The organism is Mycobacterium sp. PO1, from assembly GCF_017312405.1.
GTDB lineage: Bacteria > Actinomycetota > Actinomycetes > Mycobacteriales > Mycobacteriaceae > Mycobacterium.
In genome coordinates this window covers 31,351-45,911 of sequence record NZ_BLTG01000016.1, presented here as the reverse complement: position 1 = coordinate 45,911, position 14,561 = coordinate 31,351, and the positions used below count along the sequence as shown (strand labels likewise).

Annotated in this window: 12 protein-coding genes; 9 read left to right on the top strand and 3 right to left on the bottom strand. The window is 68.3% G+C overall.

Annotated elements, in window-relative coordinates:
• From J3476_RS06835 to J3476_RS06825, 3 genes are read right to left on the bottom strand one after another with little or no spacing between them, the layout of a single operon-like run.
• A complete protein-coding gene (locus J3476_RS06835) occupies positions 1 to 1,503 on the bottom strand; it encodes an AMP-binding protein (protein ID WP_207065738.1) in 1,503 nt (500 codons plus the stop codon).
• On the bottom strand, positions 1,500 to 2,243 hold the full coding sequence (locus J3476_RS06830; protein WP_207065737.1) for a GntR family transcriptional regulator: 744 nt from the start codon (positions 2,241 to 2,243) through the stop codon (positions 1,500 to 1,502). Before J3476_RS06830 ends, J3476_RS06835 begins: the two co-directional genes overlap by 4 nt.
• A complete protein-coding gene (locus tag J3476_RS06825) occupies positions 2,240 to 3,817 on the bottom strand; it encodes an SMP-30/gluconolactonase/LRE family protein (protein WP_207065736.1) in 1,578 nt (525 codons plus the stop codon). Before J3476_RS06825 ends, J3476_RS06830 begins: the two co-directional genes overlap by 4 nt.
• 138 nt (positions 3,818 to 3,955) lie before the next feature.
• Between J3476_RS06825 and J3476_RS06820 the strand changes: the two genes are divergently transcribed.
• The 9 genes from J3476_RS06820 (at position 3,956) to J3476_RS06780 (ending at position 14,555) form a co-directional block, all read left to right on the top strand.
• Positions 3,956 to 4,819, top strand: a complete 864-nt coding sequence (locus J3476_RS06820; RefSeq protein ID WP_207065735.1) for an SDR family NAD(P)-dependent oxidoreductase — start codon at positions 3,956 to 3,958, stop codon at positions 4,817 to 4,819.
• Between the two features lie 12 nt (positions 4,820 to 4,831).
• Positions 4,832 to 6,244, top strand: coding sequence for an SRPBCC family protein (locus J3476_RS06815; RefSeq protein ID WP_207065734.1), 1,413 nt, complete (start codon positions 4,832 to 4,834; stop codon positions 6,242 to 6,244).
• A 65-nt stretch (positions 6,245 to 6,309) separates the two neighbouring features.
• Positions 6,310 to 8,160, top strand: coding sequence for an NAD(P)/FAD-dependent oxidoreductase (locus J3476_RS06810; protein WP_207065733.1), 1,851 nt, complete (start codon positions 6,310 to 6,312; stop codon positions 8,158 to 8,160).
• Entirely contained in the window at positions 8,153 to 9,076 is a 924-nt protein-coding gene (locus J3476_RS06805; RefSeq protein WP_207065732.1) for an SDR family NAD(P)-dependent oxidoreductase, read from the top strand. The genes J3476_RS06810 and J3476_RS06805 overlap by 8 nt, the downstream gene beginning before the upstream one ends.
• On the top strand, positions 9,069 to 10,235 hold the full coding sequence (locus J3476_RS06800; RefSeq protein ID WP_207065731.1) for a CoA transferase: 1,167 nt from the start codon (positions 9,069 to 9,071) through the stop codon (positions 10,233 to 10,235). Before J3476_RS06805 ends, J3476_RS06800 begins: the two co-directional genes overlap by 8 nt.
• 9 nt (positions 10,236 to 10,244) lie before the next feature.
• Positions 10,245 to 11,411, top strand: a complete 1,167-nt coding sequence (locus tag J3476_RS06795) for an acyl-CoA dehydrogenase family protein (protein WP_207065730.1) — start codon at positions 10,245 to 10,247, stop codon at positions 11,409 to 11,411.
• Positions 11,408 to 12,325 (top strand): acyl-CoA dehydrogenase family protein, encoded by a 918-nt coding sequence (locus J3476_RS06790; protein WP_207065729.1) that lies wholly within the window; start codon positions 11,408 to 11,410, stop codon positions 12,323 to 12,325. The genes J3476_RS06795 and J3476_RS06790 overlap by 4 nt, the downstream gene beginning before the upstream one ends.
• Positions 12,322 to 13,548, top strand: coding sequence for an acyl-CoA dehydrogenase family protein (locus J3476_RS06785; RefSeq protein ID WP_207065728.1), 1,227 nt, complete (start codon positions 12,322 to 12,324; stop codon positions 13,546 to 13,548). The genes J3476_RS06790 and J3476_RS06785 overlap by 4 nt, the downstream gene beginning before the upstream one ends.
• The gene (locus J3476_RS06780; protein ID WP_207065727.1) at positions 13,548 to 14,555 is read left to right on the top strand and encodes an acyl-CoA dehydrogenase family protein; all 1,008 of its coding nucleotides are present in this window, start codon (positions 13,548 to 13,550) and stop codon (positions 14,553 to 14,555) included. The genes J3476_RS06785 and J3476_RS06780 overlap by 1 nt, the downstream gene beginning before the upstream one ends.
• Positions 14,556 to 14,561 lie beyond the last annotated feature (6 nt).

The following is a 14,561-nucleotide window of genomic DNA, read 5'->3' as shown; positions in this document are numbered from 1 at the left end:
TCATGACTCCTTGATCAGATCGGCCTTGAGGACGTGCTTGAGCACCTTGCCCGCGTCGTTCTTCGGCAGCGCGTCGACGAACCGCACCTGCTCGGGCACCTTGAACTTGGCCACGCCGTGCGCCACCAGGAACTCGTGGAGGTCGGCGACCTCGGGGCCCCGGCCGCCGGAGGCGACAATGGCGGCGCAGGCACGCTCCCCGGTGCGGGAATCGGGAAGACCGACGATCGCGATCTCGGCGATCTGTGGATGCGTGACGAGGATGTCCTCCACTTCCTTGGGCGAGATGTTCTCGCCGTTGCGGATGATGATGTCCTTGGCGCGGCCTGTCACCACGAGGTGCCCGTCGTCGGTGAACCGGCCGAGGTCGCCGGTTCGGAAGTAGCCGAACTCGTCGAAGGCCGCGGCGTTGTCCTCGGAGTGCAGGTACCCGCGGAACATCTGCGGTCCGCGGGAGCGGATCTCCCCGTCGACGATGGCGACCTCCGCGATCCCGGGGTGACCGTCGGTGTCGGCGGCCCGCTCGGTGTCATCGAGCGATCCCACCGTCGTCACCGGAACCTCCGTCGATCCGTACACCCGGCTGACGGCCGCCTTGTCCAGGTATTCCGTGGCGCGTCGGATCAGCGACGGCGGTACCGAGGCGCCGCCGCAGATGAACACCTTCAGGTCGGGCAGGCGGGTATCGGCCCGTTGGGCCGCAGCCAGGAGTCCCTCCAGGAACGGGGTCGCACCGGCCATGTGCGTACAGCCGTGCTCGAGCATCAGCGCGACGGCGCGGTCGGGCTCCCAGCGCTGCATCAACACTGCCTGCGTGCCCAGCAGCAGGGGGCACTCGAAGGCGTAGATCGAGCCGCCGATGTGGGCGACCGGGGACGGCACGAGGAACGTGTCGCCGGCCTCGATGCGCCAGGACCGGCCGAGCTGGGTGATCAGCGCGTGGAGTGAATCGTGGCTGTGAAGAACGCCTTTGGGCCGGCCGGTGGTCCCCGAGGTGTACAGAACCAGCTGGATGTCGGACGGGTCGAGAGCCGGCAGGGTGCCGGCAGCGGGTTCGTCGAGCAGATCGGCGAACGCGGTGTGGCCGCCGGCGTCGCCGCGCACCACGACCACCTCGGGCGGGTCGGGCAACCCGGCGGTGACGCGATCGAGCATCGCGACGTAATCGTGCCCACCGACGACGTGCGGAATGAAGACCGCGCGACTGTTGGCATCGGTGAGGATGAACGACAGTTCGTGATCGCGCAGCGACGGCAGGATCGGGTTGGCGATCATGCCGGCCAGTGTTGTTCCCAGATAGATGACCGCCGCCTCGTGCCAGTTGGGCAGCGTGAAGGAGACGATGCTGCCGACGGGCATTCGCCGCGTCAAGGCGTGCGCGAGCAGGGTTGCCCGGTCCAGCAGTTGAGCAGCCGTCACGACGCTGTCGTCGTCGCGCACCAGGATCCGCCCCGGCGCGTCACGGGCGCTCGCGCGCAGCGCATCGGCCAGTGTGGCGTTCACCCGTTGTCCCGGACTCGGCGCATGGTCATCGAATGCCGGAAGCGCGACGACGGGTGGATGTTGACGGTGACCTGGGCGACCTCGCCGTCGGACGTGGTGTAGGTGCGCCGCATCTGCAGCGCGGCGGTCCCGCGCCCGACCTCGAGGTGCTCGGCGAGACCCGCCTCCAGCACGACCGCCGAGATCTCCTGGTGCACCTCGCTGATGCTGACCCCGAAGAGGTCCTCGACCAACGGGAAGATCGGCCCGCTGTGACGCTGCAGGAGCCGGCCGACCGCGGCGAAGTCGCGGTTGATGTAGTACTCGGTGCGGCATGCCGGCGGGGTGTGCTCGTCGACGCGCCGATATCCGGCGACTCCGAGCCATTGCGTGCCAGGTGCGAGCCCGGTGCGTTCGGCCAGCGCCGCATTCACCGTGACCATGGCGTTGGAGTCGATGGCGAACCTCGCACCCTGGGCGAAGGCGAGCAGGTCCTCGATCGAGACGACGTCCTGGGCGTAGGAGTTGTTCGTCGGCCGGGGGACCACCAGTGTGCCCGCGCGCGGTTTGGAGGTGACCAGGTTGTCGTCGCGCAGCCGCCGCAGCGCCTCGCGAACGGTGTAGCGGCTGACGGCGAACCGCTCGCACAGCTCGTGTTCGGTGGGCAGTTGGGAGCCGACCGGGTAGACGCCGTCGACGATCTCCTTGCGCAGGGTACGCGCGACCTGGAGGTAGCGATGATCGCCGGCGGTCGTCGTCATCGCCGGCCGATCGCCAGGACGCTACCGTCGGAGTCGGCGGACACATACAGAGTGCCGTCCGGCCCGCAGGTCACCCCGGCGAAGGGCCCCTGCGGACCCGAGAACGGCGGCATGCCTTTCAGCGGTTTCGGTTCGACGCCGGGCGGAGCGCCGACCGGCAGTCCGCTGGCGATCGTGGTGCGCGCCTTGGTGCCCAGGTCGAACTCGACGAGTTCCTTGGCGCCTGCGTCGACGATGTAGAGCCGGCCGTCGCGGACATGGATGCCCTGCGGGCACTGCAGTCCGTCCACCACGGTGTCCGGACCCGCCGATCCGAGCCGAACCACCCGCCCGGCACCGGATTCAGCCACCAGCGTCGCGCCGTCATCGTCGAAGGCGATCCCGACCGGCTCGTGCAGGCCCGAGCAGATCGTCTCGGCCCGCCCCGACTGCAGGCAGTGCACCTTTCCGGTGCCGAGCTCGGCGAACACGATCGCGCCGTGGGCGGCGGCGACACCGTAGAGCTGATCGAAGTCGGTTGCGAGGAATTCGGTTTCGCCGGTGCCCGGCCGGTAGCGTGCCACCTGGCCGCCGGACGTCGTGACGACGAACTCGTCGGTACCGACGGCGTCGACACCGCGCAGGAAGCCCGGATAGCCCGGGGAGAAGAGCATGCCCACCGTCTCGAGGGTGCCGTTCGCGCCGACTCGGTAGAAGTACGTGCCGTCGGCGATGTGGAGCGTTCCGCCGGCGATGGTGAGGTCCAAGGGCCAGTTCAGCCCGCCCGGCAGCACCGTCGATATCTGCCCGTCGGAGCCGATCTCGGTGATCTCGCCGGTGAAGTTCGACGTGAGCAACCGGCCGCCGACAAAGGTGAGGTTGTCCAGTCCCGGATTCAACTGTGCCAGCACCGTTTTGTCGCCCGACCGGGGATCGATACGCAGCACCTGGCCGCTGGCCACCTGAGTCGACACCAGGTATCCGGCCGAGTCGAACTTGACCGCGTCGGGCACACCGAGCTCGGTGGCGACGCGCTGCGGCTCGCCGCCGTTCGGGTCGACGCGCCAGATCTCGTTGGCGGTCATCAACGGGTAGTACAGCAACCCGTCGGGGCCTACTTCCATGGCGTTCGGGGAGGGCAGGTTCTCGAGCAGGACGCGCGGCTCGCCACCGTCGAGTGGTAGCTCCATCAGCCGTCCGCCGTCGCGGCACTCCCCGACGAACAGGCGCCCGTCGTGCACGGTGATGCCGTTGGCGCACGGCAGATCGTCGCGCAGGACCCGGGTGTGCCCCGCGGGGTCGCGGGCGCTGACCCGCCCGTCCATCACCTCGGTCGCATAGAGGGTGCCGTCGGTGCCGAACGCGACGTCGTCGGGAGCGATGATGTCGCCGCCCTTCGGGCTGACGACCTCCAGCGACCCGGACCCGAGGTCGAGCGCGCTGATCTGACTGCCGGTCACCTGGGCGACGTAGACGCGATCGTCCGGGCCGGTGCGAAGCCCGTTCGCGCCGAACAGCCGGCTCGGGCCGGTCACCGTCTGCAGCTGCCAACCCTCGGCGGTGACGGGATTCGGCGCGGCGTACCGGGGCTTCATGCATCCGGACGTTAGCAAGCCGAAGTTGGTCCAGACAATAGGACGGGAGCTGAGCAGCCAAGCCTTGACGGCTGCATAACCGCTGCGGAATAGTGTTCTTCGTTATGCAGAGTACCGTTTTTTGTCCGGACAAGTGACGTGGGCCCCGAAGCGGCGCTGAGGCTGGAAGACCGCATCGTGGTGGTCTCCGGCGCAGGTGGCGGCGGCATCGGAACGACGGTGACACGGATGGCCGCCGAGGCCGGCGCCACCGTCGTCGCGGTCAGTCGCTCGAAGGCCAACCTCGACGAACACGTCGGGCCGCTGGCCGCGCGGGGGTTGTCGGTCGTCTCCGTGTCCGCCGATGTGTCCACCGACGACGGCGTCGCCACAGTGCTCGATCAGGTGCGCACCGTTGCCTCGAACACCGGTGCCCGGCTCTACGGCCTGGTCAATGTCGCGGGCGGCGCCGCGCCGGCCACCTGGATGCCGTCCACCCGGGTCACCCGCGACGACTGGCGGGCACTGTTCGCGGCAAACCTGGAGACGGCCTTCTTCATGAGCCAGGCGGTCGCGGCCGAGATCCGGAACAACGGCGACCCCGGTTCCCTCGTGTCGATTTCGTCGATCAGCGGTATGAACACCGCGCCGTACCACATCGCGTACGGCACGGCCAAGGCCGCGGTGGTGGCGATGACCCGCACCATGGCGGTGGAACTCGCCCTCGACGGCATCAGGGTCAATGCCGTCGCACCCGGCGTCACCGCGACCGCCGCCTCGGCGACCTACGTCGACGCCGACCCCGAACGCGACCGCGCAGCCATCGCGATGGGCCGCCGGGGCACCCCGGCGGAACAGGCCGGCGCGATCCTTTTCCTGCTGTCCGATCTGTCGGGCTACATCACCGGGCAGACCCTGCTGGTCGACGGCGGCCTGAACCTGAAGTGGACCCACCTCGGCGCGGACAACACGTCGCTGTTCCTCAAGGACGAGTCGTTCCGCAGCACCATCAGCCGGTTCTGAAAGGAAGATGACGTGACGCACACCGAATCCGACCTCGACGCCGCCATCGAAAGCGAAGCGCCCGAGGATGATTCGACGGGTCAGATCGCGGAAGACCTGTCCGAGCCGACCACGATCTCCGTCGACGCGTACATCTCGGAGCGCTATGCGCGTGCCGAGCGCGACAAGTTGTGGCGCAAGGTGTGGCAGCAGGTCGGGCGGGTCGAGGAGATCCCCGAGGTCGGCAGCTACCTGACCTACGACATCCTCGACGACTCGATCATCGTGGTACGGACGGGCCCCAACGAGTTTGCCGCACATCACAACGTGTGCATGCACCGCGGCCGCAAACTGGTCGACACCCCTGACGGTGCGAAGAACGCCGTCGGGCGGGCGCGAAAGTCGTTCGTCTGCGGATTCCACGGCTGGACCTACGGTCTCGACGGATCCTGCACCCACATCCGTGAGCAGGACGACTGGGCCGGAAAGCTGACGCGGGAGAACACCCACCTCGCCCCGGTGCAGGTCGACACCTGGGGCGGCTGGTTGTTCGTCAACATGGACCCCGAGTGTGAATCGCTGGCCGACTACCTGTTCCCGGCCAACAAGATCCTCGATCCGTTCGGCCTGGAGAACATGCGCTACAAGTGGCGCAAATGGCTCTATTTCGACTGCAACTGGAAAGTCGCGATGGAGGCGTTCAACGAGACCTACCACGTGTTCACCACCCACCCGGAGTTCAACAAGTTCGGTGAGTTCAAGGGCTGGGCCAAGGCGCAGGGTCGGCACAGCAACATCGGCTACGACGCACCGAAAGGCATGGACGAGACCAAGTCCAAGATCCGTCTCGGCACGGGCGATCCGCGTATCTCCACCGCGGAGATGCAGGTGTACACGATGGAGGAGACCAACGCGACCACCACGCAGACGCTGGTGAACGCCGCCAAGCGGTTGGTCGACGAACTGCCTGAGGGCACCCCCGCCGACCAGGTGCTGCAGCACTGGCTGACCTCCGCGCGCCGCGACGACGAGGCCCGCGGGGTGATCTGGCCGACGATCCCGCCCGACATCCTCGGGCAGAGCGGCACCGCGTGGCAGCTCTTCCCGAACTTCCAGGTGGGCCAGGGACTGACGAGCGCGCTCTGCTACAGCGCCCGCCCTGATCCGAGTTACAACCCGGACAAGTGCATCTTCGAGGTCGCGGTGTTCGAGCTGTATCCCGAAGGCGGAGAGCCGCAGACCGAGTGGGTCTACACCCCGAAGGACTCCCCGAACTGGTTGTCGGTGCTGCCGCAGGACTTCTCCAACATGGCCGCCGTGCAGCAGGGGATGAAGTCGGCCGGCTTCCCGGGCACGCTGCCCAATCCGTACCGGGAGCGCAGCACGGTGAACCTGCATCACCAACTGTCCAAGTACATGGGTACTGGCGAGCCCCGCGAGATCTAGCGAATCCGGCGCGCGCAAGCACCCTCAGCGTCGCTTTGCGCGCCGAATTCGCACGAGGAGAACAGATGACCGAGACATGCGGGCCGACGGACACCCCGGCCGACATCGACATCGACGCGCTGCGCGAGAAGTACGCGCAGGAGCGCGCCAAGCGGTTACGGCCGGAAGGGGCCGACCAGTATCTGGAACTCGAGGGCGAGTTCGCCGAGTTCTACGAGACTGATCCCTACACCACGGCGACCGCGCGCGACCCGATCGTCGAGAACGCCGAGGTCGTCATCCTCGGCGGCGGATTCGCCGGTCTGCTCGCGGGGGCCTACCTGAAGAAGGCCGGGGTCGAGGGTATCCGGGTCATCGAGATGGCCGGCGACTTCGGCGGCGTCTGGTACTGGAATCGGTTTCCCGGCATCCAGTGCGACAACGACGCCTACTGCTACATCCCGATGCTCGAAGAGCTCGGCTTCATGCCGTCGAAGAAGTTCGCCGACGGCGCCGAGATCTTTCAGCACTGCCGCAACATGGGCAAGCATTTCGGCCTGTACGACGGTGCGCTGTTCTCCACCCAGGTTCGTGAGCTGCTCTGGGACGACTCGGCGAAGCGCTGGCGCATCAGCACCGACCGCGGCGACGAGATCGCGGCCCGGTTCGTGGTGATGGCGCAGGGCTCCTACAACCGGCCGAAGCTGCCCGGTATCCCCGGCATCCAGGAGTACCGGGATGCCGGCGGCCACGTGTTCCATTCCGCACGCTGGGATTACGACTACACCGGTGGTGACGCCGACGGCGGGCTGGACAAGCTCGCCGACAAGCGGGTCGCACTCGTCGGTACCGGCGCGACCGGCATCCAGTTGGTGCCGCACCTGGGCCGCGACGCCAAGGAGCTGTTCGTGTTCCAGCGCACGCCGTCGTCGGTGGACGAACGGGCGAACACTCCCACCGACCCGGACTGGGCGGCCACGCTGCAGCCGGGCTGGCAGGAGGAACGCAAGCGCAACTTCCACAACTGGTCACCGTTCGTCGGCGTGGTGTTCGGCGAGCCAGACCTGGTGTGCGACTTCTGGACCGAGCTGGGACGCAACCTGACCGCCCGTATCGCGGGCAGTGAGGACCCCACCACGGTGACCATCGAGCAGATCATGGCCTTCCGGGAAGAGGAGGACTACAAGATCATGGAGCGGCTGCGCCGCCGCATCGAGGCCATCGTCGACGATCCCGGCACCGCCGAGGCGCTCAAGCCCTACTACCGGTTCATGTGTAAGCGGCCGTGTTCGAGCGAGCAGTACCTGGCCACGTTCAACCGACCGAACGTGACACTGGTCGACGTCTCGGAATCCAAAGGCGTGGAGCGTCTGACTGCCAACGGCATCGTCGCCAACGGCATCGAGTACGACGTCGACTGCGTGATCTTCGCCAGTGGCTTCGAGATCTCCACCGAGATCAGCCGCCGGTACGCGATCGACAGCATCGTCGGCCGCGACGGGTTGTCGCTGTTCGAGTACTGGAAAGAGAGGTATCAGACGCTGCACGGGATGACGAGTCGCGGATTCCCGAACCAGTTCTTCATGGGTTTCATCCAGGGCGGCGTGTCGGCCAACACGACGGCGATGTTCGAACAGCAGGCCCAGCACATCGCCTACATCATCGCCGAGGCGCAGACCCGGGGCGCCACCACGGTCGAACCCAGCCGCGAGGGGCAGGACGCGTGGGTGGCAACGGTGCGCGAACTGGCGATCGACAACTCTGCCTTCGAACTGTCCTGCACGCCCGGCTATTACAACAACGAGGGCCGCGGCGGCGCCGTGGGTAACGGATCCTTCCTCGGCGACTTCTACTCGCCGGGCTTCTATGCGTTCGACGACCTGATCGCCGAGTGGCGCGCCAAGGGCGACCTGGACGGGCTGGAACTCCGTGCCTGACCTGCGGTTCGACGGCCGGGTCGCGGTCGTGACCGGTGCCGGGCGCGGGCTGGGCCGCGAGTACGCCCTGCTGCTCGCCTCGCGCGGCGCGAAGGTGGTCGTCAACGATGTCGGAGGTGGTCTGGGCGGTGATGGTCGCGATGACCGACCAGCGGCCGACGTCGTCCGGGAGATCCGGGCTGCCGGGGGTCACGCGGTGGTCTCCACGGATTCGGTTACGACGGTGGCGGGTGGACGCGCCATCATCGGTGCCGCGCTGGACAACTTCGGCCGCCTGGACATCCTGATCCACAACGCGGGCAATGTCCGTCGTTCCCCGCTTGCGCAGATGTCCTACCACGACTTCGACGCCGTTCTCGATGTGCATCTTCGCGGAGCCTTCCACGTGGTACGCGAAGCGTTCCCGCAGATGTGCTCGAACGATTACGGACGGATCGTGCTGACGTCGTCGATCGGTGGCCTCTACGGCAACCACGACGTGGCGAACTACGGTGTGGCCAAGGCGGGGATCATCGGCCTGTCCAACGTCGCCGCGATCGAAGGCGCGCCGTCGAACGTGAAATGCAATGTCATCGTTCCCGCAGCTGTCACCCGGATGGCCGAGGGGCTCGACACCTCCGCCTATCCGCCCATGGGGGCCGATCTCGTCGCACCCGCGGTGGGCTGGCTGGCACACGAACACTGTTCGATCACCGGCGAGATGCTGGTGGCCATCGCCGGGCGCATCGCTCGGGCCTACATCGCCGAGACCCCGGGCGTCTACCGGCCTTCGTGGACCATCGAGGACGTCGAGACCCACGCGGCGCAGATCCGCGACACCGCAGGATCGGTCATGTTTCCGGCGGCGCCGGACGGGCACGCAGAACACATCCGGTACAGCTTCGGCATGGCTGCGCGCGGAGTCACGCATGGGTGACTCCGGACCGCTGGCGGGAATACGCGTCGTCGACCTCACCGCGATGGTGATGGGTCCCTACTGCACCCAGATCATGGCCGACATGGGTGCCGAGGTCGTCAAAGTCGAACCCCCTCAGGGGGACAACACCCGATTCATCTCGGTGGGCCCGGTGTCCGGGATGAGCGGCGTGTTCGTCAACGTCAACCGCGGCAAGCGCAGCGTGGTGCTGGATCTGCGCTCCGAGAGCGGCAAGACGGCGATGCGTGCGCTGATCGAGCGGGCCGACGTGTTCATCCACTCCATGCGGTCCAAGGCGATCGCCACGCTGGGGTTCGGCTACGACGATGTCGCGGCGATCAATCCGTCGATCGTCTACACCAACTGTTACGGGTACGGCAGGCGCGGCCCCGATCGCGACCGGCCGGCTTACGACGACACCATCCAGGCCGAGTGCGGGTTGCCCGCCGTGCAGAAGCAGCTGACCGGCGAGGCCGACTACGTCGGCACCATCATGGCCGACAAGGTCGCGGGGCTCACCGCGCTGTACGCCACGACGATGGCGCTCTTCCACCGCGAGCGCACCGGCGAGGGCCAGGAGGTCGAGGTGGCGATGTTCGAGACCATGGCCTCATTCATGCTGGTCGAGCATGCCAACGGCGCCATGTTCGACCCGCCGCTCGGTCCGGCCGTCTACCCGCGGACGGTTGCGCCCAACCGCCGGCCGTACCAGACGAAGGACGGGTACATCGCGGCGCTGATCTACAACGACAAACACTGGAGCGCGTTCATCGACGCCGTCGCGCCGCCGTGGGCCACCGACCTGTATGCCACGCTGGAGTCGCGGGCCAACGAGATCGACACCGTCTACGGCTTGGTCGCGCAGACCTTGGCCGAGCGCACCACCGATGAATGGCTGAAGCTGTTCCGGGAGTTGGAGATTCCGGCGGCGCCGTTGAACACCCCGGACGCCTTGTTCGACGACGAACACCTCAACGCCGTCGGCCTGTTCGAAACCGTGGACACGCCGCACGGCCCCGTGCGCTTCCCAGGTGTGCCGACGTGGTTCTCCCGCACCCCCGGCAAGGTACGCGGACCTGCACCGGAACTGGGTGCCGACACCGCCGCCGTCCTCGACGAGCTGGGTCTGGGCACGCCCGACACGGTCGGCTCGGGATAGGGGAACGCGATGGATTTCGACATGGGGAAGCGCGCCGGCGACCTGCGCCGCGAGCTGCGCGAGCTGGTGGCCGAGCAGGTGCCGGAACACTTCTTGGGCGCCTTCACGCACGACCCCGCCGATCTCGAGACGGCGCAACGCTTCTGCCGCACCCTGGCCGAGCGGCACCTGCTGTGTCTGGCGTGGCCGCAGGAGTTCGGCGGCGGGGACGCATCGGTGTGGGAGCAGACCGTCGTGCGCGAAGAGATGTGGGCGGCCCACGAGCCGCGAGGCGCGCAGTACATGGGCGTCAACTGGGTCGGGCCGATCATCATGCGTCACGGCAGCGCCGAGCAGCGGCGCAGGCATCTGCCGCCGATCGCCGCGGGCGAGGTGATCTGGTGTCAGGGGTTCTCCGAGCCCGAGGCCGGCTCGGATCTGGCGTCGCTGCGCACCTTCGCCCGCCCGGACGGAGACGGCTGGCTGGTCAGCGGTCAGAAGATCTGGACGTCCTACGCGACGATGGCGCAGTGGTGTTTCCTGCTGGCCCGCACCTCCCGCATCGGGGAAGGCGCCACCACCAAGAAGCAACAGGGTCTGACGATCTTCCTCGTCCCGATGGACGATCCCGCGATCACGGTCCGCCCGGTCGGCACCATGCTGGGGCCGCATCACCTCAACGAGGTGTTCTTCGACGACCTGCGGGTGACCGGGGCCGACGTACTCGGCACCGTCGATGCGGGCTGGTCGATCGTGCAGGACGTGATGTCGTTCGAACGGGTCGGCATCGCCCGCTACGCGCGCTGCGAACGGCTGCTGACCGCCGCGCCCGCGGTGCTGGGTGAGCGGTGGGACGAGCTGTCGGACGAGCTGCGGGGACGGTGGATACGGATGCTCATGCACTGCCGCCGGGCCCGGCTGCTGGCCTATCGGGTGGTTGCGCTGCAGGACAGCGGCCGGGTCACCCCGGGTGATGCCGCCGCCTACCGCATCGCGGTGACGAAGCTGGACCAGGACAGCGCCGAGGTGTTGATGGACATCGCCGCCGAGGTCCGCCGCACCGACGCCCGGGCGGGGTGGTTCCTCGGCGAAGTCGAGGACCACTGGCGCTACTCGCAGGCGTCCACCGTGTCGTCGGGAAGCATCGAGATGCAGCGGATCCTGTTGTCCCGGGCGATGTTGGCGGGCCGGACATGATCCTCGACCTCAGCGATGACGCGCTGGAATACGGTCGGCAGGCTCGGCATGCCTTCGACGCCGCCGGCGGTGACGAGCTCGTCCTCCAGGCCGAGAAAGCTCCCAGCGCGCGGGAATCCCTGGTGGGCCCCGTGCTCGCCGGCCTGGGCGCGTGGGAACTCGATCCGCGTTCGGATACCGACGGAGTCGAGGCCGCCGCGGCACTGTGCCGCGCCGCCGGATACTGGGCCGTGCCGTACCCGCTGGCCGAACGCCTGGCCGCACCGACCGACCTCGACGCCGACGGCCTGATCGTCGTCGGCGGTGAACGCCCCGCCGCCGCGGTGGCCGGGCTCGATCTGCGGTGGGCGACGGTCGACGTGGCCGGACATCGGGCCATGGTGAGCCGGCACGGTGACATCCAGCCGGGCTTCGTCACCGAGCTGCAGCTGTCGTCGGTCGACGACGCGGGCTCCGGCGACGTAGGCCTCGCGCTGACGTTGCCGTGCTGGACGTTGCTGGGGATGCTCGACCGCGCGATCGAACTGACCGTCGCTCACGTCACGCTGCGCAAGCAGTTCGGCCAGCCGCTGGCGTCGTTCCAGGGGGTGCAGTTCCAGCTCACCGACGCCGAGGTGGAGCGCAGCGGCCTGGACATCCTGGCCAAGCACGCGCTGTGGAGCGCCGTCGGGGGCCGTCCCGACGCCGTCGCGGACGCGCTGGCGCTTCGGCTGGCGGCGATCGAAGCCGCCGACGTCGTGTTCCGGGTGTGCCACCAGCTGCACGGCGCGGTCGGCTTCTGCGACGAGACCACGCTGTCCTGGCTGTCGCGGCACAGCCAACCGCTGCGGCGACTGCCGTTCGGGCTCTCGGCGACGCGTCAGGAGCTGACGAATGTCGCCGACCGCCGAGGATTGGCGGGGTTGTTCGCATGAACACAGCCGAAGGTGAAGAAACGCCGAACAATCCGTGGGATTCACCGCAACAGGCCCGGTTTCGGCGCGAGGTCCGGCAATGGTGCCGCGACCACATCCCGCGTGACTGGCGCTCGACCCAATCCGGGGTCGACGACGCAGAATTCGTCCGGTTTCAGAAGGCCTGGTTCACCGAACTCCACAGTGCCGGCTATGCGGTGCCGCACTGGCCGGCGGAGTGGGCCGGCGGGCCGGCCACCCGAGGAGCCGATCCGGTGATGTCGGTGGAGGACCAGGTGGTGCTCTACCAGGAATTGGCGGCCCACGACGCGCCGCGGCTGGTGCTGGCGTTCGTCGGCATCCACCACGCGGCGTCGACGCTGCTGGTGGCGGGCACCGAGGAGCAGCGTCGGCGGCATCTACCGGCGATCCTCGACGGGGAGATCTGGGTCCAGGGCTTCTCCGAGCCCGACGCCGGCTCCGACCTCGCGTCGTTGCGCACCACCGCACGCCGAACCGGCGACAGCTTCGTCGTCAACGGCCAGAAGCTCTGGGCCAGCGGCGCTCGGCACGCCGACTGGTGCCTGCTGCTGGCCCGCACCGACCCCGACGCCGCCAAGCGGAAGGGGATCTCGTACTTCCTGATGGACATGTCGACACCTGGCGTCGACGTGCGGCCCATCCGCAACGCGGTCGGCGACTCCCACTTCTGCGAGATCTTCCTCGACGACGTCGTGATCCCCGCCGACAACCTGATCGGCGCCGAGAACGCCGGCTGGCAGGTCGCGCAGGCGACACTGGGCGCCGAGCGGGGGATGACGATGCTGGAACTGGCCGAGCGTCTCGCCCATGCCGGGTTCCGGCGGCTGGTGGAGACCGCCCCCGTCGACGACCCGGTCGTCGCAGACCGGCTGGCGCAGTTCGAGATCGAGATCACGGGTCTGCGCGGGATGTGCCGGCGCGTCGTCGAAGGCGTCGCCGGTGGACCGGCTGACGCGTCGATCGTCAAGCTGTACTACAGCGAGCTGCTGCAGCGCCTCACCGATTTCGCCGCCGAGATCAGCGGTCCGCAGGCGCACACCGCGTTGACCAAGCCGATGTCCAGTGGCTGGGAATCGGGTTCCTGGGTGCTGGATTTCGTCGGTTCGTGGGAGTGGACGATTCCGGGTGGGGCCAGTGAAATCCAGCGCAGCATCATCGCCGAACGCGGTCTGGGGTTGCCGCGGGAGCCGAGTGTGGCGTGATGGCTGACGACTTCACCGAATTCCATGACGAGCTGCGCGCCGTGGCCGGGGACCTGCTGGCCAAGGACCGCGAACCGGGGTGGCAGGAGCTGGTCGACGCCGGATGGGTCGGCATCGAGGTACCCGAAGACCTCGGCGGCGCCGGGGCCTCCTTCGCCGAAACCGCGATTCTGCTCGACCAGATCGGCCGCGCCGCCGGGGCCACGGGCTACCTGGGCAACGGGGTGCTGACGGTCGGTGCGTTGGCAGCCACCACAGGACCCGACGCCGAGGCTCTGCTCGGGCGGGTGACCCGTGGCGAGCTCCGGATGGCGCTGGCCTTCGGCGAGTTCGCGCTGGACGGGAGCCGACTGTCCGGACACGCCGAGTTCGTCCCGGATGCCGTCGGCGCCGACCACCTGCTCGTCGTCACCGGCAGCGCCACCGGTACCTGCCTGGCCGTCGTGCCCAGCGGGGGGCTGACCGTCGCGGGGCAACCGGTGCTCGACGAGACGCGCCACCTGGCCACCGTCACCGCCGACGCCGCGCCGGTGGACACCGTGCTGGACTTGTCCAACGATCGGGGGGTCGCCGCGCTGCTGGACCGCGCCGCCGTCGCGATCGCCTGCGACAGCGTCGGCGTCGCCGAGCAGATGCTCACCGCCACGGTCGATTACGTGCGGGTGCGCCATCAGTTCGGCCGCCCGATCGGCTCGTTCCAGGCCGTCAAACACGCCTGTGCCGACATGCTCGTCGACATCGAGGTGTCCCGCCGGCTCGTCGCCGACGCGGTGGACCTGGTGGCCGCCGGTGGAGACACCGAGATCGCGGCGGCCATGGCCAAGGCGCATGCCACGTCGACGGCCGTCGCCGTCGCCGGCAAAGCGATGCAGCTGCACGGCGGCATCGGCTACACCTGGGAAAGCGGCATCCACGCCTACCTCAAACGCGCCGTTCTGAACCGTTCACTGTTCGGTTCCCCTGCCGCGCACCGCAAGAAGCTCGCTCAGCGCTACTCGACCCGATGAAAAGGA

What these genes read in the sequence shown, in the direction of transcription:
- J3476_RS06795 (WP_207065730.1), top strand. Translation starts at nt 10,245, where the DNA reads ATGGATTTCGACATGGGGAAGCGCGCCGGCGACCTGCGCCGCGAGCTG.
- J3476_RS06830 (WP_207065737.1), bottom strand. Translation starts at nt 2,243, where the DNA reads ATGACGACGACCGCCGGCGATCATCGCTACCTCCAGGTCGCGCGTACC.
- J3476_RS06825 (WP_207065736.1), bottom strand. Translation starts at nt 3,817, where the DNA reads ATGAAGCCCCGGTACGCCGCGCCGAATCCCGTCACCGCCGAGGGTTGG.
- J3476_RS06800 (WP_207065731.1), top strand. Translation starts at nt 9,069, where the DNA reads ATGGGTGACTCCGGACCGCTGGCGGGAATACGCGTCGTCGACCTCACC.
- J3476_RS06790 (WP_207065729.1), top strand. Translation starts at nt 11,408, where the DNA reads ATGATCCTCGACCTCAGCGATGACGCGCTGGAATACGGTCGGCAGGCT.
- J3476_RS06810 (WP_207065733.1), top strand. Translation starts at nt 6,310, where the DNA reads ATGACCGAGACATGCGGGCCGACGGACACCCCGGCCGACATCGACATC.
- J3476_RS06780 (WP_207065727.1), top strand. Translation starts at nt 13,548, where the DNA reads ATGGCTGACGACTTCACCGAATTCCATGACGAGCTGCGCGCCGTGGCC.
- J3476_RS06785 (WP_207065728.1), top strand. Translation starts at nt 12,322, where the DNA reads ATGAACACAGCCGAAGGTGAAGAAACGCCGAACAATCCGTGGGATTCA.